Source organism: Providencia sp. PROV033, assembly GCF_028484855.1.
GTDB lineage: Bacteria > Pseudomonadota > Gammaproteobacteria > Enterobacterales > Enterobacteriaceae > Providencia > Providencia alcalifaciens.
This window is the reverse complement of record NZ_JAMPSW010000039.1, coordinates 16112-36616: the sequence shown is the minus strand read 5'-3', so window position 1 is coordinate 36616 and position 20505 is coordinate 16112. Positions and strand designations below refer to the sequence as shown.

16 protein-coding genes and 1 tRNA gene are annotated in these 20505 nt (G+C 42.6%); 12 read left to right on the top strand and 5 right to left on the bottom strand.

All coding sequences use genetic code 11. The features are described 5' to 3' along the window. The first annotated feature begins 5 nt into the window (after positions 1-5). Positions 6-81 (top strand) — tRNA-Trp (locus PSF16_RS08825). A gap of 246 nt (positions 82-327) precedes the next feature. Here PSF16_RS08825 and hdfR read toward each other — a convergent pair. Further along, positions 328-1158, bottom strand: a complete 831-nt coding sequence (hdfR, locus tag PSF16_RS08820; protein ID WP_006658225.1) for an HTH-type transcriptional regulator HdfR — start codon at positions 1156-1158, stop codon at positions 328-330. Between the two features lie 111 nt (positions 1159-1269). Between hdfR and PSF16_RS08815 the strand changes: the two genes are divergently transcribed. Next, the gene (locus PSF16_RS08815; RefSeq protein WP_006658224.1) at positions 1270-1608 is read left to right on the top strand and encodes a DUF413 domain-containing protein; all 339 of its coding nucleotides are present in this window, start codon (positions 1270-1272) and stop codon (positions 1606-1608) included. 94 nt (positions 1609-1702) lie between these two features. On the opposite strand, the gene PSF16_RS08810 is transcribed toward PSF16_RS08815, so the two are convergent. Continuing rightward, positions 1703-3229 (bottom strand): YifB family Mg chelatase-like AAA ATPase, encoded by a 1527-nt coding sequence (locus PSF16_RS08810; RefSeq protein ID WP_272689127.1) that lies wholly within the window; start codon positions 3227-3229, stop codon positions 1703-1705. A 481-nt stretch (positions 3230-3710) separates the two neighbouring features. Between PSF16_RS08810 and ilvL the strand changes: the two genes are divergently transcribed. From ilvL to ilvA, 6 genes are all read left to right on the top strand, one after another. Continuing rightward, positions 3711-3809, top strand: coding sequence for an ilv operon leader peptide (ilvL, locus tag PSF16_RS08805; RefSeq protein WP_108478773.1), 99 nt, complete (start codon positions 3711-3713; stop codon positions 3807-3809). Between the two features lie 129 nt (positions 3810-3938). Next, positions 3939-5585, top strand: a complete 1647-nt coding sequence (gene ilvG / locus PSF16_RS08800) for an acetolactate synthase 2 catalytic subunit (protein ID WP_272689126.1) — start codon at positions 3939-3941, stop codon at positions 5583-5585. Then, on the top strand, positions 5582-5851 hold the full coding sequence (gene ilvM, locus PSF16_RS08795) for an acetolactate synthase 2 small subunit (RefSeq protein WP_006658221.1): 270 nt from the start codon (positions 5582-5584) through the stop codon (positions 5849-5851). Before ilvG ends, ilvM begins: the two co-directional genes overlap by 4 nt. 12 nt (positions 5852-5863) lie before the next feature. Further along, positions 5864-6793: a branched-chain amino acid transaminase gene (locus PSF16_RS08790; RefSeq protein WP_006658220.1), complete on the top strand. Its 930-nt coding sequence runs from the start codon at positions 5864-5866 to the stop codon at positions 6791-6793. A 61-nt stretch (positions 6794-6854) separates the two neighbouring features. After that, positions 6855-8705, top strand: a complete 1851-nt coding sequence (ilvD, locus tag PSF16_RS08785) for a dihydroxy-acid dehydratase (protein ID WP_272689125.1) — start codon at positions 6855-6857, stop codon at positions 8703-8705. Positions 8706-8707: 2 nt separating this feature from the next. After that, a complete protein-coding gene (gene ilvA / locus PSF16_RS08780) occupies positions 8708-10282 on the top strand; it encodes a threonine ammonia-lyase, biosynthetic (RefSeq protein ID WP_036963177.1) in 1575 nt (524 codons plus the stop codon). Here the strand turns inward: ilvA and ilvY are convergent. Further along, positions 10274-11170 (bottom strand): HTH-type transcriptional activator IlvY, encoded by an 897-nt coding sequence (gene ilvY / locus PSF16_RS08775; RefSeq protein WP_006658217.1) that lies wholly within the window; start codon positions 11168-11170, stop codon positions 10274-10276. The two genes, ilvA and ilvY, sit on opposite strands and share 9 nt — an antisense overlap. Positions 11171-11364: 194 nt before the next feature. On the opposite strand from ilvY, the gene ilvC reads away from it, so the two are divergent. Further along, entirely contained in the window at positions 11365-12840 is a 1476-nt protein-coding gene (ilvC, locus tag PSF16_RS08770; RefSeq protein ID WP_224120373.1) for a ketol-acid reductoisomerase, read from the top strand. Positions 12841-13133: 293 nt separating this feature from the next. Continuing rightward, complete coding sequence (rep, locus tag PSF16_RS08765) at positions 13134-15161, top strand: DNA helicase Rep (RefSeq protein ID WP_272689124.1); 2028 nt, start codon at positions 13134-13136, stop codon at positions 15159-15161. A 38-nt stretch (positions 15162-15199) separates the two neighbouring features. On the opposite strand, the gene gppA is transcribed toward rep, so the two are convergent. Beyond that, positions 15200-16702 carry a guanosine-5'-triphosphate,3'-diphosphate diphosphatase gene (gppA, locus tag PSF16_RS08760; RefSeq protein WP_272689123.1) on the bottom strand — a complete coding sequence of 501 codons (1503 nt, stop codon included), beginning with the start codon at positions 16700-16702 and terminating at the stop codon, positions 15200-15202. A gap of 11 nt (positions 16703-16713) precedes the next feature. Next, entirely contained in the window at positions 16714-18000 is a 1287-nt protein-coding gene (rhlB, locus tag PSF16_RS08755; protein WP_006658212.1) for an ATP-dependent RNA helicase RhlB, read from the bottom strand. A gap of 117 nt (positions 18001-18117) precedes the next feature. Here rhlB and trxA point away from each other — a divergent pair, with 117 nt between their 5' ends. Further along, entirely contained in the window at positions 18118-18444 is a 327-nt protein-coding gene (gene trxA, locus PSF16_RS08750) for a thioredoxin TrxA (protein WP_006662353.1), read from the top strand. 585 nt (positions 18445-19029) lie between these two features. After that, the gene (rho, locus tag PSF16_RS08745; protein ID WP_004915469.1) at positions 19030-20289 is read left to right on the top strand and encodes a transcription termination factor Rho; all 1260 of its coding nucleotides are present in this window, start codon (positions 19030-19032) and stop codon (positions 20287-20289) included. Positions 20290-20505 lie beyond the last annotated feature (216 nt).

Below are 20505 nucleotides of genomic sequence, written 5' to 3'. Positions count from 1 at the left end.
AATTTAGGGGCGTAGTTCAATTGGTAGAGCACCGGTCTCCAAAACCGGGTGTTGGGAGTTCGAGTCTCTCCGCCCCTGCCAGTTACCAATTAAGTAATAATAAAAGAAGTATCTATTGATAACCCGATTATATTAATCGGGTTTTTCTTTTTGTAGCATCTGATTTTTAGCTTAAACTCCCAAACTCCCAAACTCCCAAACTCCCAAACTCCCAAACTCCCAAACTCTTTTTTTCATGTTCATCTAGTATCTAATATTTCAATTAACTACCTATGTTTTGCAATAAAAAAGGGCGATATTTCGCCCAATTGTTATATCTATCAATGCTTATTGTGTGTTTGGTATTGGTGTTTTAATAAGTTGATTAATTAGAATTTGCTGATCATTTTTCTTCAGCCAAATGGCATATAAAGGCTTAGTAATAACGTTATCTGAGAGCGTTTTTAATGTTGGATAATGTTGGAGCCAATGAGTAGGTAAAAATGCCGCAGAAAGCGATACAGGCAATAATTGGCGTGTAATCTCAGCGGATGTCGTAATCATGACAGGGGTGTCATCTTGGAGTAGAGCTGGCTCGTTTTTGGGATGAAAATCAGCCCCCCATTCCAATTTGATAAAATTATACTGAGTCAGTGCGATATTCTTTTGTGATGCCATTAGCTGGAGTTGAATTGAGCCGATGATGGTACTTTCAAGCTCATCCATTTTTGGTGGCTCAATTGCAATCAATAAATCTAATTCTCGGGAGTGTAACTGCTTTACGAGGGATTGGCGTGTTGACACTCGAGCTTCTAATCTCAGCTCATCATGCTGGTTGTATAGCACTTCAAGCCAATTTGTCAGATAGCTTTCCCACAGGGATGCTGTTGCACCAATAGAAAGTTCTGTGTGTTGGGATGCATGTGAGATCTCTTTTTTAGCCTGAAGCCATGTATTCATTAATGATTCAGCATAAGGGACTAAACGTTCCCCCGCTGCAGTCAAACGAATATTATTCCGGTGCCTTGTAAATAGGCTGGTGCCTAATTGTGTTTCTAACTGTCTGATACGAAAGCTAACGGCAGACTGCGTTAAGTAGAGAGATTCTGCGGCTCTGCCGAAGTGTCTGGTTCTACTGACTTCTAAAAAAGTTCTTAATAACTCGCTGTCCACACGCATCTCCAATAATTTTTGTCGTGATGATTTAAATGTTTTGTTTTACAGATTGTCAATGCTGTCTAATACTCCGCGCCATATAGAGTTGACCGTAATCAGTTAGGAGTGTGTCAGATGGCAGATAGCTTCATCACGACTAATCGTTTTTTTGATAATAAACATTACCCACGTGGCTTTTCTCGTCATGGTGATTTCACCATTAAAGAAGCTCAGTTGCTAGAACGTCATGGCCAAGCTTTCAATGAGCTTGATACAGGAAAACGCGCAGCGCAAACAGAAGAAGAAGAATTATTCGTCGCTGTTTGCCGTGGAGAGCGCGAACCTGTAACCCCTGAAGAAAAGGTATGGGTGAAATATTCTAGTCGAATCAATCGTCCAAAGCGCTTCCATACACTATCAGGTGGCAAACCACAGATAGACCCATCGGAAGACTATACCGATACGGATGATTAATTTCATTAGTATTAGAACAATATAAGCGTTAAAACAAATAGGGACTTAGGTCCCTTTTGTTTTATGCAGTGTTATAAACACCCTCTTAATGCCCTCAGCTTACTTGTTTTTGCAAATGAAGCAATAACTTATCCATAGCTCGATATCCTAGTGCTTCTAATAAATGCTCTCTATGTATCTTTTGTGAAGAACTCAAATCTGCAATTGTTCGTGAAACTCTGAGGATTCGATGCCAAGCTCGGATAGACAGCCCAAGTTTATTCAGTGCATTCTCTAAGAATAGAGCATCTTCAGTGGTGAGTTGGCAGATTTTTGTTGTTTCTCTGGGAGTCAGTAGGCTATTGATTTTGCCAGCTCTTTCAATTTGCTGTTTTCGAGCTTCAATGACGCGCAATCGAATTTGTTCACTATTTTCTCCTTGGCTAGTTTGTTGGCTGAGTGTTCCCAAAGGAAGTAGTGGAATTTCAATTGAAAGGTCGAATCTATCTAGAAATGGGCCTGAAACCTTTGATAAGTATCGTAAAATTTTTGCGGGAGAGGAGCGGCTCATTTCGCCTTGATAGTGACCTGTAGGACTAGGATTAAGAGCAGCAATTAATTGAAAACTAGCAGGAAAACAAACTTTAGCTTTAGCTCTTGAGATAATAACTTGATGGGATTCTAAAGGTTCTCGTAGGGCATCTAATACAGAACGCGCGAATTCTGGTAGTTCATCTAGGAATAGAATACCATGATGAGCGAGCGAGATTTCTCCTGGCTTGGGTAATGATCCCCCTCCAATCAAAGCAGTGACCGATGTATTATGATGAGGACATCTGAATGGTCTTGTAGGCCATTGATTTTCAATGTTGATTGTTTGGTTCAGGCTATGTAATGCAGTAACTTCAAGGGCTTCTTGGGGGGTTAACGAGGGTAATAAAGTCATTAGCCTGCTAGCTAGCATAGTTTTGCCTGTTCCTGGCGGACCAAGCAGTAACAAATTGTGCCCGCCTGCTGCACAGATTTCTAATGCACGTTTTCCTTGCTCTTGCCCGATGATATCACCAATATCATTCTGATGATTTTGTGGACTTGGATTTTGAGTAATTTGTTGGTTATTAGGTAACGTATTTTTTTTGTGTAGGTAATGGCAAAGTTGAAGTAAGGATGTTGCAAAATTAACGCTGTTATCTGCCAATAAACTGAGCTGATGTTGGTTATCTTGAGAAAGGATCAGCCGTCTATTTTGCGTAATAGCCGCTTGAGCAGCAGGGATCCCACCATTCACATAACGTATATCACCTGAAAGTGCTAATTCACCAAGAAATTCATGCAGTTCTAATAGTTGGTGCGGTACTTGTCCTGATGCGGCAAGTATGGCGACAGCAATAGCTAGATCATAACGACCACTTTCTTTAGGTAAATCAGCTGGTGCTAAATTTACAGTCATCTTTTTCACTGGATATTCAAATCCACTATTTACTAGAGCGCTGCGTACTCTATCTCTAGCTTCTTTGACCGCTGTTTCGGGTAACCCCACTAAAGTTAATCCCGGAAGTCCATTACTAATATGTGCTTCAACAGTGACTAATGGAGCATCTAACCCAATTGATGCTCTCGTATAAACAATAGCTAATGTCATAAACCGCCCTCTTTATTTACTAGCATAATATGCTGAAAGTAATTCGATTTTTTTTCTTGTCCTTACTTTGATATTTGCGAAGCGACTCGATAATTAAATTGTTTAATTGCAGAGGTGTTACATTTTTTCTCAAAGGGCTTTGTAGCCTTTATTTTTAGTGGTTATACACACTTTTTCTTTTGGGTGAGAATAGCTTTGACAGGAAATTACTTAAGTAAGATTAACTTTTTAGTTAGGTTTAATTAATTGTTTTTGGGTGAATTTTCACTAGAGAATTTAGCTGTATCATGGGTGGATGTTATGACTATTAGCTATATCTCTGCATAAAAAGTAGTGGTTTAATCTGAATTGTTTTTAATCTATTGAATTTAAATAGAATTAAAATTTTAATCATCAAAAAAGTAAATAACGGTTGTCAAAGTAATTTTAAAATGATAACTCTTTAATAAAGATAACGATTAAAGTTGAAAAGATTAAACTCATGAACAAATTCATCCAAGTGATTAGCCTAATTATTAGCGTGGTGGTGATTATTATCCCACCGTGCGGGGCTGCACTTGGACGACGAAAGCTGAAATAATAGCTAAATCTTACGAGAACCCCGCACCGAAAGGCGCGGGGTTTTTTTTGACATAAAATTCTAGCAAACCAACAAAAATAAGAAAAAAACAATAAATACAAATGTATAGATGATAGACAGGAGATGAGAATGAACGGAGCACAGTGGTTAGTGCAGGCATTAAGAACACAGGGTGTTGATACAGTTTTTGGGTATCCCGGCGGGGCTATCATGCCAGTGTATGATGCTCTGTACGATGGTGGTGTTGAACATTTACTGTGTCGGCATGAACAGGGCGCAGTCATTGCCGCCATTGGCTATGCTCGTTCAACAGGAAAAACGGGGGTTTGTATTGCAACATCTGGTCCGGGAGCAACAAACGTTATTACAGGATTAGCGGATGCGTTGTTGGATTCTGTGCCCGTCGTTGCAATCACCGGCCAAGTTGCATCTGCGTTTATTGGCACAGATGCGTTTCAGGAAATCGATGTTTTAGGCTTATCTCTTGCTTGTACCAAACACAGTTTTTTAGTGGAGTCGATCGACGATTTACCTCGTATCCTTGCTGAAGCTTTCGCAATCGCAAATAGTGGACGTCCTGGACCTGTACTGATTGATATTCCGAAAGATATTCAGCTGCAACACGCAGATTTAGCCCCTTATTTAATGCCTGTTGATCAGCAAGAACCCACGTCAGATGCTGCAATTAAGCAAGCAAGAGAGCTGATGGAGCAGTCAGAAAAACCGATGTTATACATTGGTGGTGGGGTTGGAATGTCAGGGGCTGTAACTGAGCTGAGATCGTTTATCGAGAAAACAGGGATCCCTTCAGTTGTGACATTGAAAGGCCTAGGTGCAGTGAAGCCATCGGATAAAAATTACCTCGGTATGTTGGGGATGCATGGTACGAAAGCTGCCAATATTTCGGTGCAACGTTGTGATTTATTAATCGCGGTTGGTGCGCGTTTTGACGACAGAGTAACAGGAAAATTAAACACTTTTGCACCTAATGCTAAGGTTATTCATATCGATATTGACCATGTTGAATTGGATAAATTACGCCAAACCCATGTGGCGTTATTGGGAGATGCGAAAGCGTTGTTACCTCAATTGATGGTAGTGAAAGATATTACGGATTGGCAGCAAGAGATTCAGCAACTAAAACAAGAGTTTGAATGGCGCTACGACCATCCAGGGGAACCTATCTATGCGCCATTATTACTGAAGCAGCTATCAGACAAAATGAAGCCGAACACTATCGTTACAACAGATGTTGGTCAGCACCAGATGTGGTCAGCTCAACATATCGCAGTTGATGGACCAGAGAACTTTTTGACTTCCAGCGGGCTAGGGACAATGGGCTTTGGAATCCCTGCGGCAGTAGGAGCTCAAGTAGCTCGCCCTGAAGATACGGTTGTTTGCGTATCCGGCGATGGTTCCTTCATGATGAATGTTCAAGAGCTGGGTACCATCAAGCGTAAGCAGCTGCCTGTTAAGATTTTATTGTTAGATAACCAACGATTAGGAATGGTACGCCAATGGCAAGAGCTGTTTTTTGAACAGCGTTACAGTGAAACTATTTTAACTGACAACCCAGACTTTGTTGCCTTAGCAAGTGCCTTTGGTATTCAAGGTCGTCGTATTACATGCAAGTCTGAAGTGGATGCCGCACTGGATGAATTACTGACAAGTGATGGCGCGTTTTTATTACAGGTATCAATTAATGAATTAGAAAATGTCTGGCCATTGGTTCCACCTGGGGCTAGCAACGAAAGAATGATGGAGAAACCGTTATGATGCAGCACCAACTCTCGATATTAGCCCGTTTCCGTCCCGAGGTTTTAGAGCGTATTTTGCGCGTGACTCGCCATCGTGGATTTCGGATTAGTTCTATGAATGTGGATCAATTATCAGATAGTGATAATGTAAGTATTGAATTAACTGTCAGTAGCCAAAGACCGTTAACGCAGCTATGTGCGCAGTTAACGAAGCTCGCTGACATCACGGAAGTTGAAATAAAACAACAAGAATCACGACTATTACGCACACAGAGTGCAATGTAAGGAATAAATAAAATGACTAAGAAAGCTGACTTTATTTGGTTTAACGGTGAAATGACGCCATGGGCAGATGCAAAAGTTCATGTTATGTCTCATGCTCTGCACTACGGGACTTCCGTATTCGAAGGCGTTCGTTGCTATGACTCTCACAAAGGTCCTGTTGTTTTCCGTCATCGTGAGCACATGCAGCGTTTACATGATTCAGCAAAAATTTACCGTATGCCAGTCAGCTATAGCGTCGATGAGTTAATGGAAGCTTGCCGTGCAACCTTGCGTAAAAATAATTTAGTCAGTGCGTACATTCGTCCATTAGTTTTCATTGGTGATGTAGGTATGGGTGTTAACCCACCAGATGGTTACAGTACAGATGTTATTTTGGCTGCATTTCCATGGGGGGCTTATTTAGGTGAAGAAGCATTAGACCAAGGTATTGATGCGATGGTTTCCTCATGGAATCGTGTGGCACCAAATACTATCCCTACTGGTGCAAAAGCAGGCGGTAACTACCTATCCTCATTACTGGTTGGGAGTGAAGCTCGTCGCCATGGCTACCAAGAAGGGATTGCATTAGATGTTCATGGTTATCTGTCCGAAGGGGCAGGTGAAAATATTTTTGAAGTAAAAGATGGCATTCTGTATACGCCTCCATTTACTTCATCTGCATTACCGGGGATTACCCGCGATGCCATTTTGACATTGGCGAAAGATATGGGAATCGAAGTGCGTGAACAAACGCTGTCTCGTGAATCTCTGTACTTAGCGGATGAAGTCTTTATGACAGGAACAGCTGCTGAAATCACTCCAGTTCGCAGTGTTGATGGTATCCAAGTTGGTATCGGTCGTTGTGGTCCTGTGACGAAGAAAATTCAGCAAGCATTCTTTGGTTTATTTAACGGTACAACAGAAGATAAATGGGGCTGGTTAGATCCAGTAAACCCTCAATAATTAAATACTATAAATTACAGGCGGTCGTTCCCCGCCTATTTTAAAACTCGGGAGTTAAGATATGCCTAAGTACCGTTCAGCAACAACCACTCATGGCCGTAATATGGCAGGTGCGCGAGCATTATGGCGCGCGACAGGTATGACCGATGATGATTTTGGTAAGCCAATTATTGCCGTTGTAAACTCATTTACTCAGTTTGTTCCGGGTCATGTACATTTACGTGATTTAGGTAAACTCGTCGCAGAACAAATAGAACTAGCGGGCGGCGTCGCGAAAGAGTTTAACACTATTGCTGTGGATGATGGGATTGCGATGGGGCATGGCGGCATGCTGTATTCCTTACCTTCTCGTGAGCTGATTGCTGATTCAGTAGAATATATGGTCAATGCGCACTGTGCGGATGCGATGGTGTGTATCTCCAACTGCGACAAAATTACCCCAGGTATGTTGATGGCATCTTTGCGTTTGAACATTCCTGTCATCTTCGTTTCTGGTGGACCAATGGAAGCAGGGAAAACCAAGCTTTCAGATCAGATTATCAAACTTGACCTTGTGGATGCGATGATCCAAGGGGCAAACCCGAATGTCAGTGATGAAGATAGTGAAAAAATTGAGCGTTCCGCATGCCCGACATGTGGGTCATGTTCCGGTATGTTTACTGCGAACTCGATGAACTGTTTAACGGAAGCGTTGGGTCTTTCCCAGCCTGGTAATGGCTCATTATTAGCTACCCATGCGGACCGTAAGACATTATTTATTAATGCAGGGAAACGCATTGTTGAGCTGACAAAACGTTATTACGAACAAGACGATGAAAGCGCACTGCCACGTAATATTGCGAATAAAGCGGCATTTGAAAATGCCATGACGCTGGATATTGCGATGGGAGGTTCAACAAATACAGTTCTGCATTTATTGGCGGCGGCACAAGAAGCAGAAGTTGATTTTACGATGGATGATATTGACCGCTTATCTCGACAAGTTCCTCACTTATGTAAAGTGGCACCAAGTACTCAGAAATACCATATGGAAGATGTGCATCGTGCTGGTGGCGTGATTGGTATTCTTGGTGAATTGAGTCGTGCTGGTCTATTACAAGAAAATGTAACGAATATTTTAGGGCTTTCATTACCCGAAATGCTGGCACAGTATGATGTCATGCTGACGAAGGATGAGTCTGTAAAATCCATGTTTTCCGCAGGTCCTGCAGGTATTCGTACCACTCAAGCTTTTTCTCAGAATTGCCGTTGGCCATCACTGGATACTGACCGTGAAAATGGTTGCATCCGTAATCTTGAACACGCTTATAGCTTGGATGGTGGTTTGGCAGTTCTTGCCGGCAACATCGCCGAGGATGGCTGCATTGTAAAAACCGCAGGTGTTGATGAAGGTAGCTTAATTTTCCGTGGACCTGCAAAAGTGTATGAAAGCCAAGATGATGCAGTAGACGCAATTTTAGGCGGAAGAGTTGTTGCTGGTGACATTGTTGTGATCCGTTATGAAGGTCCTAAAGGTGGACCTGGCATGCAAGAGATGTTGTATCCAACATCATATTTGAAATCGATGGGACTAGGAAAAGCCTGTGCGTTGATCACTGATGGGCGTTTTTCTGGTGGAAGCTCCGGTTTGTCAATCGGACATATTTCGCCAGAAGCAGCAAGCGGTGGGTTACTGGCTTTAGTGCAGGATGGAGATATTATCGACATCAATATTCCAAACCGTACTATTGAGTTGGATGTGGACGAAAGCGAGCTGACCAAACGCCATGAAGCAGAATTAGCTCGTGGAGATAAAGCCTATACGCCACGTGACCGTCAGCGTGAGGTTTCTTTCGCTTTACGTGCTTATGCTTCTTTAGCGACGAGTGCAGATAAAGGTGCTGTACGCGATAAGTCTAAATTAGGAGGCTAATTGTGGCAGCAGCAAAACCATTACCTTCAGCACCGACGGGTGCTGATTACCTGAAGGCTGCATTAAGTGCGCCAGTTTATGAAGCCGCTCAGGTGACGCCGCTTCAAGAAATGAATAAACTTTCTTCACGTATGGGCAATACAATTTTGGTCAAGCGTGAAGATAGGCAGCCAGTACATAGTTTTAAGCTACGCGGTGCTTATGCAATGATTGCAGGTTTGACGGAAGAACAAAAAGCGAAAGGTGTCGTCACGGCTTCTGCCGGAAATCATGCGCAGGGTGTCGCATTATCCGCTAACCGTGTAGGGATCAATGCGAAAATTGTTATGCCAGTAGCAACCGCGGATATCAAAGTGGATGCGGTGCGTAGTTTTGGTGGTGAGGCAATTTTATTTGGTGCGAATTTCGATGAAGCTAAAGCTCACGCGATTGCGATGGCACAACGTGAAGGTTCCACCTTTGTTCCGCCTTTTGATCATCCATTGGTGATCGCAGGGCAGGCAACGATTGCGTTAGAGCTTCTTCAGCAAGATGCACATTTAGATCGGATTTTCGTACCTGTTGGCGGCGGTGGATTGATCGCAGGGATAGCGGTATTAATCAAACAGCTTATGCCTGAAATCAAAATCATTGGTGTAGAGGCGGAAGATGCTGCATGTTTAAAAGCGGCATTAGAAGCAGGTCATCCAGTGGATCTCCCTCGCGTAGGCTTATTTGCCGAGGGGGTTGCCGTTAAGCGTATTGGTGATGAAACATTTAGATTGTGCCAACAATATGTTGACGATGTTATCACCGTGGATAGCGATGCGATTTGTGCCGCGTTGAAAGATATTTTTGAAGATGTCCGTGCGATTGCTGAGCCGTCGGGAGCGCTAGCGCTAGCAGGGCTAAAAAAATATGTTCAGCAGCATAACATTAAGGGCGAAAGGCTGGCACATATTCTGTCTGGCGCGAATATGAATTTCCATGGCTTACGTTATGTCTCTGAGCGTTGTGAATTAGGTGAGCAGCGAGAAGCATTGCTTGCGGTGACAATTCCCGAGCAGAAAGGCAGCTTTTTACGTTTTTGCCAGCTGCTAGGTAATCGTTCGATCACGGAATTTAATTATCGTTATACGGATGCTGATCCTGAACGAGCCTGTATTTTTGTAGGGGTTCGGTTAAATGGCGGCGAGCAAGAACGTCATGATATCATTAAAGAATTACAAAATAATGATTATGAAGTGGCGGATTTGTCTGATGATGAAATGGCGAAACTGCATGTGCGCTATATGATTGGTGGTCGCCCATCGAAGCCATTGGATGAAAAGTTGTATAGCTTTGAATTTCCTGAATCTCCGGGGGCATTATTAAAGTTCTTGGAAACATTAGGAACGCACTGGAATATTACGTTATTCCATTATCGTAGTCATGGAACTGACTACGGGCGAGTGCTGGCAGCATTTGAGTTATCCGGTCCAGAAGTGCGTTTTGATCGCCATCTTGATGCACTAGGGTATGAATATCATGATGAAACGGGAAATCCCTCTTTTCGTTTTTTCTTAGCGCCGCAAGGTAGCAAACAAACGTTAGATTGAGTGTTCAGGGAGCAATTCCCAGAATGCTTTAACTAATGGTTCACTTAGGCGTTTGCTGAGTAAGCAAACGCCTAGCTCAAATGGTTCTACCATCGAAATATTATCTAATTGCGATATACGACTACGCACAGGTTCTGGGCTGTTATCGACGACAACGCTGGGTATCAACGCGATCCCACAGCCGAGCGCTACCATGGAAACAATAGCTTCATGACCCGATACGGTGGCATAAATCACCGGATTATGGATGTGATGACGCTTAAACCATAACTCAATTCGTTTACGGGATGGCCCATGCTCAGGAAGGATGAAGGGAACTGAGGACCAGTCTGGATCATCTTCGGTGACCATGCTCCTTACTGCACAAGGTAATGACGGTGCAATGAGTACAAGTGGAATTTCACCAATTTTAGCAAATCGTACATTGTCGGGTAATTTTTCAGGTTTACCTGCGATGCCTAAATCAGCTTCTTTGGTTTCAACTTTATCAACGGCATCAGCGGCATCCCCCGTTGTAAGTTTTATTTCGACTAGTGGATGCAATGCGCGGAACTTATCAAGCACTTGTGGCAAATGGCTATATGCCGCAGTGACTGAGCAGAATAAGTGCAGCTCACCGCTCAACGAAGGGCTTTGTTGGTTTAGGGCATGTTTTAGCTGCTGATATTGCAATAATGTCTGTTGAGCAAACTGTTTGAGATGTTCTCCCGCTTGGGTCAGTTTCACTGAGCGGTTATCGCGAATAAAGAGTGGATGCCCTAATTGATCTTCCAAGCGCTGAATTTGCCTTGATAATGTTGACGGGCTGACATGCATGGCTTTAGATGTGCGCCCAAAGTGGCAGCTTTCTGCTAGATGCAGAAATAGTTGTAGATCACGAATATCCATATTGCCCTCGGGTTACGCGCTGATTGTCGTTGCAAATATTGCAACATTATATTGTCAATATATCAATTTAAGCAATGCCAAGCATCGCATATAGTGAATACATAACTGCTCAATAATGAGCAACAGGTAACGATAATCAACTTGCCTGATAATACGAACACAACAGAACACTGACCGAATAATGGAGTAAGACCATGACGAATTATTTTAATACACTGAACTTGCGTGAGCAGTTAGCTCAATTAGGTAAATGCCGCTTTATGAATCGTGATGAATTTGCGGATGAAGCAGGATACCTGAAAGGTAAAAAAATCGTCATTGTTGGTTGTGGTGCTCAAGGTCTAAACCAAGGTCTGAATATGCGCGATTCTGGCTTAGATATCGCTTATGCTCTGCGTCCAGAAGCGATCAAGGAAAAACGTGCATCATGGCGTAAAGCGACAGAAAATGGTTTTAAAGTTGGTACTTATGAAGAACTGATCCCTGAAGCAGATTTAGTGGTTAACTTAACTCCAGACAAACAACACTCTACGGTTGTTCGTGCTGTTCAGCCAATGATGAAGCAAGGTGCTGCACTGGGTTACTCTCACGGTTTTAACATCGTTGAAGTGGGTGAAGAAATTCGCAAAGACATCACTGTTGTGATGGTAGCACCAAAATGTCCAGGTACAGAAGTTCGCGAAGAATATAAACGTGGTTTCGGTGTTCCAACACTGATTGCTGTTCACCCAGAAAATGATCCGAAAGGTGAGGGAATGGCAATTGCTAAAGCATGGGCAGCAGCAACTGGTGGTCACCGTGCTGGTGTTCTGGAATCATCATTCGTTGCAGAAGTTAAGTCTGACCTGATGGGGGAGCAAACTATTCTGTGCGGTATGTTGCAAGCTGGCGCGTTGCTGAGCTACGACAAAATGGTTGCAGATGGTGTTGAGCCAGGCTATGCAGGTAAATTAATTCAGTTTGGTTGGGAAACCATTACGGAAGCTCTGAAACAGGGCGGTATCACCCTGATGATGGATCGTCTGTCTAACCCTGCGAAAATCCGTGCTTATGCACTGTCGGAACAGCTGAAGACTATTTTAGCGCCGCTGTTCCAAAAACATATGGATGACATTATTTCTGGTGAGTTTTCATCAACAATGATGGCAGATTGGGCGAATAATGATAAAAACTTGCTGACATGGCGCGAAGAGACAGGGAAATCTGCGTTTGAAAACTACCCTGAGTTTGCAGGTAAAATTTCTGAGCAAGAGTATTTTGATCATGGTGTTCTGTTAGTTGCAATGGTTAAAGCAGGCGTTGAGTTGGCGTTCGATACCATGTTAGAAGCCGGCATTCTTGAAGAATCGGCTTACTATGAGTCACTGCATGAATTGCCACTGATTGCGAACACTATTGCACGTAAGCGTTTATATGAAATGAACGTCGTTATTTCAGATACTGCAGAGTATGGTAACTACCTGTTCTCATTTGCAGCCGTGCCAATGCTGAAAGAGTTTATGACCAAGTTACAAGCGGGTGATTTAGCAAAACCAGTTGCAGATAACGGAACGGATAATGCGCAATTACGTGACATCAACGAAGCCATTCGTAACCACCCTATCGAGAAAATCGGTAAGACTTTGCGTGGTTATATGACGGATATGAAGAAGATTTCTAGCGCACAATAATTTGTCGTCACCCTTCGTGTGATAGGAGCGTTGGCTACACTCGGTTACCTAAGTCACATACTAATGTATGCTCCATAGGATAACCTCCTTTGCCGCCTTCCTCTAACGCAAATAATTTAGAAAAATACGTTTTATAAGAATGAAAAATCGCTAAATCAAAACCGTATGGCATTTTGTCATACGGTTTTTTGTTTTTTTATAAATAGGCAGGATCGTTGCTCAAGAGTTGGGTTGGTTTCTGCTACAATCTGTAGCGAATTCCTTTTTGAATAACTAAGTGATACAGAGAAACCATGCGATTAAATCCTAGCCAGCAACAGGCAGTTGAATATGTAGATGGTCCGTGCCTTGTTTTGGCAGGGGCAGGCTCAGGTAAAACACGGGTTATTACCAATAAAATTGCGCATCTGATCCGCCATTGTGGTTATCAGCCTCGGCAAATTGCGGCGGTGACATTTACTAATAAAGCCGCGCGCGAAATGAAAGAGCGTGTGGGGCAAACATTAGGTAAAAAAGAAGCCCGAGGGTTAATCATTTCCACATTCCATACTTTGGGACTGGAAATTATCAAACGCGAATATAAAGCGTTAGGGATCAAAGCCAATTTTTCTTTGTTTGATGACCAAGACCAAATGGCGTTACTCAAAGAACTCACATTTGATCTGCTTGAGGAAGATAAAGATCTTCTTCAACAGCTGATCTCTGCGATCTCAAATTGGAAAAATGATCTTATTTCTCCACCGCAAGTTATTGGGCAAGCAAAAACGGAAAAAGAGCACCATTTTGCCGAGTGTTATCGCCGTTATGAGCTGCATCTAAAAAGTTGTAATGTACTGGATTTTGATGACTTAATTAGTAAGCCAACGCTATTGCTTTATCATAATGAAGAAGTGAGAGAGCGCTGGCAGCAAAAAATTCGCTATTTGCTGGTGGACGAATATCAAGATACCAATACCAGTCAGTATCAGTTGGTGAAATTACTGGTGGGGCAGCGTGCACGTTTTACGGTCGTTGGCGATGATGACCAATCGATTTATTCTTGGCGTGGCGCTAGGCCGCAAAACTTGGTGTTACTCAGCCAAGATTTTCCTAAGCTGAATGTGATTAAACTGGAGCAAAATTACCGCTCATCAGGCCGTATTTTGAAAGCGGCCAACATTTTGATTGCCAATAACCCCCATGTCTTCGAGAAAAAATTATTTTCTGAGTTGGGTTATGGTGCGCCATTAAAGGTGCTGACAGCCAATAATGAAGACCATGAAGCGGAACGTGTGATTGGTGAATTGATTGCTCATCACTTCATTAATAAAACCCAATATAAAGATTATGCGATTTTATACCGGGGTAATCATCAATCACGAATTTTTGAAAAAATGCTGATGCAAAACCGAATTCCTTACCGGATTTCGGGAGGAACTTCATTTTTTTCTCGTCCTGAGATTAAAGATCTGTTGGCGTATTTACGCGTGCTGACTAATCCTGAAGACGATAGTGCTTTTTTGCGTATCGTAAATACACCACGTCGAGAAATTGGACCTAAAACTATTCAAAAATTGGGTGAATGGGCGAATCAGCGCGGAAAAAGTTTATATCAAGCCAGCTTTGATTTAGGTCTAGAGCAGACTCTAACCGGTAAAGGTTTGGAGGCATTACAACGTTTTACCCATTGGATGGATGGCATTGTTAAAACTTCTGAGCGCGAGCCGTTGATCGCAGTACGAGATTTACTGCGAGAAATGGATTATGAGAGCTGGCTATACGAAACGTCGACCAGCACTAAAGCAGCTGAGATGCGAATGAAAAACGTCAATCAATTGTTTACATGGATGAGCGAAATGATTGAAGGGGATGATCTGAATGATCCAATGACGCTCAATCAGGTTGTCACGCGCTTTACTTTGCGCGATATGATGGAGCGTGGGGAAGATGATGAAGATTCAGATCAGGTTCAATTGATGACGTTACATGCGTCAAAAGGTCTTGAATTTCCTTATGTTTTCTTAGTAGGAATGGAAGAGGGATTATTGCCTCACCAAAGTAGTATTGACGAAAATAATATTGATGAAGAGCGCCGTCTAGCTTATGTGGGGATCACGCGAGCGCAGCGAGAATTATTTTTTACGCATAGCCGTGAACGTCGACAATATGGTGAGCTGATCCGCCCTGAATTAAGCCGTTTTTTGATGGAATTACCACAAGACGATTTGGTGTGGGAACAACAACGAAAAGTGGTGACTGCCGAGGAGCGAATGCAAAAAGGTCAGTCTGCTCTGGCTGATATTAAAGCGCGTTTAGGATTGAATAAGAAAACGGATTCATGACGGGTATGTTCCCACGAGCTGGTGGGAACATCGTGTTATCAATTGGAGCTATTGCGCTCTTCTAGTGCTAATTGCCAATTTACATACCCTTGCCATTGAACTTCTTGCTGTAAATTTTCTGCACGTAGAGGATGTTCAGCAAGCCAGCGATATGGTAGAGCAATTGTTAAATTTTGACCGTCCGCATTCAGGCGCAATGCTGGTAATGTATCGTCTCGCCTACGGCTCGCAAAAATAATGGCTAAGCGTAATAAACGACACAATGCATAGGTTTGCTGAATTGGGAGTGCGTTTTGTTGACTCAAAGATGAAAGGTCAATTTGACCTTGTTGGTTTTTGAGAAGAACAGCAAGAAAGCGTTTTTGCGCAGGGGGGAAGCCCGGAAGATCAAGATGAGTAATCAAATAACTCGCATGCTCAGGACCTTTACGGAAATCAACACTCAGCCCGATTTCATGTAATGCACAAGCGCTGGATAATAAATCGCGGCAACGGCTATCTAATTCCCACTCTTTGGCAACCTGAAGATAAAAGTGTTCAGCGAGCTGGCGTACTCGACCAGCTTGCTCGATATCAACAAGGAAGCGGCGTTGAATGTTGCGCAGTGTGCGAGCACGAATATCTTGCTCAATAGGCAGTTCAAGCATGCCATATACTAGCCCCTCGCGAAGAGCACCACCGGCTAGCGTCATATTCTCGATATTTAGGGCTTTGAAAATAGCGATCAAAATAGATAAACCGCTTGGAAAAACGAGGGCGCGTTCAAAAGTGAGCCCTTCGATTTCAAGCTCTTCCAACTTATGACATTGGATAGCTTTGTGTTTCAGCTGCTGTAATTTCCCGAGGGTGATGAGTTCATCCATTCCTTGGGCAATCATGATTTCCTGAATTGCTTGTACCGTACCTGATGCGCCGACGCAAATTTTCCAACCGTGATTTTTAAGCGCATCTGCGATAGGCGCAACAACGTGTTGAGCCGCCGCTTCTGCTTGAGCAAAATTTTCTTCTGTCAGCGTTCTATCGCTGAAATAACGTTCAAGCCAAGTGACGCAGCCCATTTCAAGGCTATAGAGTAACTGTGCTTTGGCGCCTGTACCGGTGACAAGTTCAGTGCTACCGCCGCCAATATCAACCACTAAGCGTTGTTCTGGTCCCCCAGTCGTGTGGGCGACGCCTTGATAAATCAAGCGAGCTTCTTCTTCTCCTTGGATGACTCTCACGGGATTACCGAGGATTTGGCTGGCTTTTTCAATAAAAACATCGGCATTTTTAGCAAGGCGTAACGTTGCGGTTGCTACAACTCGAATTTGCGAGTTAGGAATATCTTGCAGATGTTCAGAAAAAAGGCGCAGGCATTGCCAGCCTCGCTCCATGGCTTGCTCAGATAAAATATTATTTTTATCTAAGCCAGCAGCCAGACGAACTTTTCGTTTAACCCGAGAAATAATCTGAATGCTACCGGCGGTTTCACGAACAACCAGCATATGAAAGCTGTTGGAACCCAAATCGATAGCAGCATACAGAGAAGAAGATTTCAGCATAGGGTATTTACTCAGCCTGCACGTTTATGGTTATTACGTGGACCATTATGGCGACGCGGTGCATTTGAATTGCGGCGTGGACCACTTGGGCGCGGACGATGGCGGCGTTTCGGTGCCGGTAGGTCGCTCAGGAGTGCATCACTGTTGTATTTACTGACAGGGATGGAGTGCTGAATATATTCTTCAATTGCAGGTAAATTCAGTGCGTATTCTTCACAAGCTAAGCTGATGGAGTTTCCGCTTTCACCTGCACGACCAGTACGTCCGATGCGGTGTACGTAGTCTTCACAATCGTCAGGTAAATCATAGTTAAAGACATGAGTTACTGATGGAATGTGTAGTCCGCGAGCGGCAACGTCAGTCGCAACCAAGATATCAATCTGACCTTGGGTGAACTGTTCTAAAATACGCAGGCGTTTTTTCTGTGCGACATCACCTGTGAGTAATCCTACACGGTGACCGTCGGCAGCAAGGTGAGCCCAAATATCATCACAACGATGCTTGGTATTTGCGAAAATAATACAGCGCTCAGGCCACTCTTCTTCAAGCAGCGTTTGCAGCAGACGCATTTTTTCTTCATTGGATGGATAAAACAGTTCTTCTTTAATGCGGTGACCTGTTTTTTGCAGCGGTTCAACTTCGATATATTCTGGACTGTTCATTTGTTCGAATGCTAATTCTCTCACGCGGTAAGAGAGTGTTGCGGAAAACAGTAAATTTAGTCTATCCGTTGCGCTAGGCATGCGACGGAATAACCAACGAATATCTTTAATAAAACCAAGGTCATACATACGGTCTGCTTCATCCAATACAATAACTTGGATAGCCGCTAAATCAACGTGGCCTTGTTTGGCATAATCAATCAGACGACCTGTTGTTCCGATGAGAATATCAACGCCGTCTTGTAATACGCGCAATTGTTCGTCGTAGCCATCACCACCATAGGCTAGACCCATTTTTAAACCGGTGTACTCTGCTAATTCTTTCGCGTCGGAATAAATCTGCACCGCTAATTCGCGAGTAGGAGCCATGATCAGCGCACGTGGCTGATTGGTTTTTTTCCCTTCAATAGCTGGGTGAGTTAAGAGAAAATGAAATGTAGACGTTAGAAATGCTAACGTTTTACCTGTACCTGTTTGCGCTTGCCCCGCAACATCTTTGCCTTCGACAGTATAAGGCAGGGTAGACGCCTGAATAGGCGTGCAAAAGTTGAAGCCTTTTTTGTTAAGTGCTTCAATGACTTTTGGGTGCAATGCGAAGTCGGAAAACTTCTTTTCTGTCAAGTGTGCTTTACTCATAGTATGTTAGAATATCAGTTATCGGTTGGTTTACGAAAGTGTATCTTTTGAAATAAAGCATACTGCCGCCAATTAATGTTACACTATGTCTGTAAAAATGATCCTTTGGAGTACAACATGAGCGACAAAATTAAACATATTACTGATGCGAGTTTTGAATCAGACGTTCTAAATGCAAATTCACCAATTCTGGTAGACTTCTGGGCAGAATGGTGTGGTCCTTGTAAAATGATCGCACCTATTTTGGATGAAGTTGCTGAAGAATATACAGGCAAAGTGACCATCGCAAAACTGAATATTGATAATAATCCAGCAACGGCACCAAAATTTGGTATTCGTGGTATTCCTACACTTCTATTATTCAAAAACGGTAGTGTAGCAGCAACTAAAGTTGGCGCATTATCTAAAACTCAACTGAAAGAATTTCTAGACGAAAATCTGTAAGTTATAGCTTTATATAAGCCAAAACGTTTAGCGGCGCATTTATTTTATATAGAGAGCCGCTAGACGTCCCCATTTAAGCATGATAAGTTATCCGCATTCCTCATAGAGTACCCATAAGATTTACCTTATTTTCCTTTGCTCTTTTCTTAACCGTCTAGCTTACAGTTCTGTTCAGTGACAATTTTAGCGTGACTTATGACTAATCTAAAGTTGATAAATCCATGGTTGTATCACTGTGACTTAAGTCTTGAATAAGGTAAATGGTCTGTATTAGGGATAAGATGTTGTCCTAAAATGTATAAAAAACTATTGCTAATATTGATTACGTTTCTAATAATATGCAGCATATCATCTCGATGATAATAACGCTTTCGTTAGTCACAGCACCTTCACAGCAATATTAGTTGTAGCTAGCACAGATTTTAATGCATTGTTGTTGGTTATGAATCCATATCTATCAACAGGGCACTATAAAGTTAAACTGGCACTTCATAGGTTCACTATACTTCATAGGTTCACTATAAAAGTTGCCTCCAATTTACGTTCATAGTTCGAGAAATACCCCGAGTTAAAGAACCCACCATTATGAATCTTACCGAATTAAAAAATACGCCAGTATCAGAACTGATTACGTTAGGCGAAAACATGGGGCTAGAGAACTTAGCCCGTATGAGAAAGCAGGATATTATTTTCTCGATTTTGAAGCAGCATGCTAAAAGTGGAGAAGATATTTTCGGCGATGGCGTACTGGAAATATTGCAGGATGGATTTGGTTTCCTCCGTTCAGCAGACAGTTCTTACCTCGCAGGTCCTGATGATATCTATGTTTCTCCTAGTCAAATTCGCCGTTTTAACCTACGCACAGGCGATACCATTTCAGGTAAAATCCGTCCCCCGAAAGAAGGTGAACGTTACTTTGCCCTCTTAAAAGTTAACGAAGTTAACTTCGACAAACCTGAAAACGCCCGCAGCAAAATCCTTTTTGAAAACTTAACTCCGTTACATGCTAATAATCGTCTGCGCATGGAACGTGGTAATGGTTCTACTGAAGATTTAACCGCTCGTGTATTAGATTTAGCCGCACCAATCGGTCGTGGACAACGTGGTCTGATCGTTGCACCACCGAAAGCGGGTAAAACAATGTTACTGCAAAATATTGCGGCTAACATTGCTCATAACTATCCTGATTGTGTATTGATGGTTCTGCTGATCGATGAGCGTCCGGAAGAAGTTACCGAGATGCAACGCCTTGTTAAAGGTGAAGTGATTGCTTCAACATTTGATGAGCCAGCTGCACGCCACGTTCAAGTTGCTGAGATGGTTATCGAGAAAGCGAAACGTCTAGTTGAACATAAAAAAGACGTTATCATCTTACTGGATTCCATTACTCGTCTTGCTCGTGCATACAACACCGTTGTGCCTTCATCAGGTAAAGTACTGACGGGGGGGGTGGACGCAAACGCATTACATCGTCCGAAACGTTTCTTCGGTGCTGCTCGTAACGTTGAGGAAGGCGGTAGTTTAACTATCATCGCAACCGCGCTGGTTGATACTGGCTCGAAAATGGATGAAGTTATCTACGAAGAATTTAAAGGAACAGGTAACATGGAATTACACCTGTCTCGTAAAATTGCTGAAAAACGCGTATTCCCTGCAATTGATTACAATCGTTCAGGTACACGTAAAGAAGAGCTGCTCACTTCCCAAGATGAGCTGCAAAAAATGTGGATTCTACGCAAGATTATTCACCCAATGGGCGAAATCGATGCGATGGAATTCCTCATCAGCAAATTAGCAATGACAAAAACTAACGAAGAGTTCTTTGACTTCATGAAAAGAGCATAATCGTTAGGATTATAAGTATAGAAATAGGCGCTCTAATAGGGCGCCTATTTTTTTATCCGTATGTTATTAACGCTCATAAAATAATAGTCTTTATTATTTAACAATATGAGCACAAATTACTTTATTCATGAGTAAAATGAAATAATAAACGGATGCTAGATTATTCATAAGAAGATGGTATTTTCTAGATTAATTTTTATACTTAAATTTACTCAA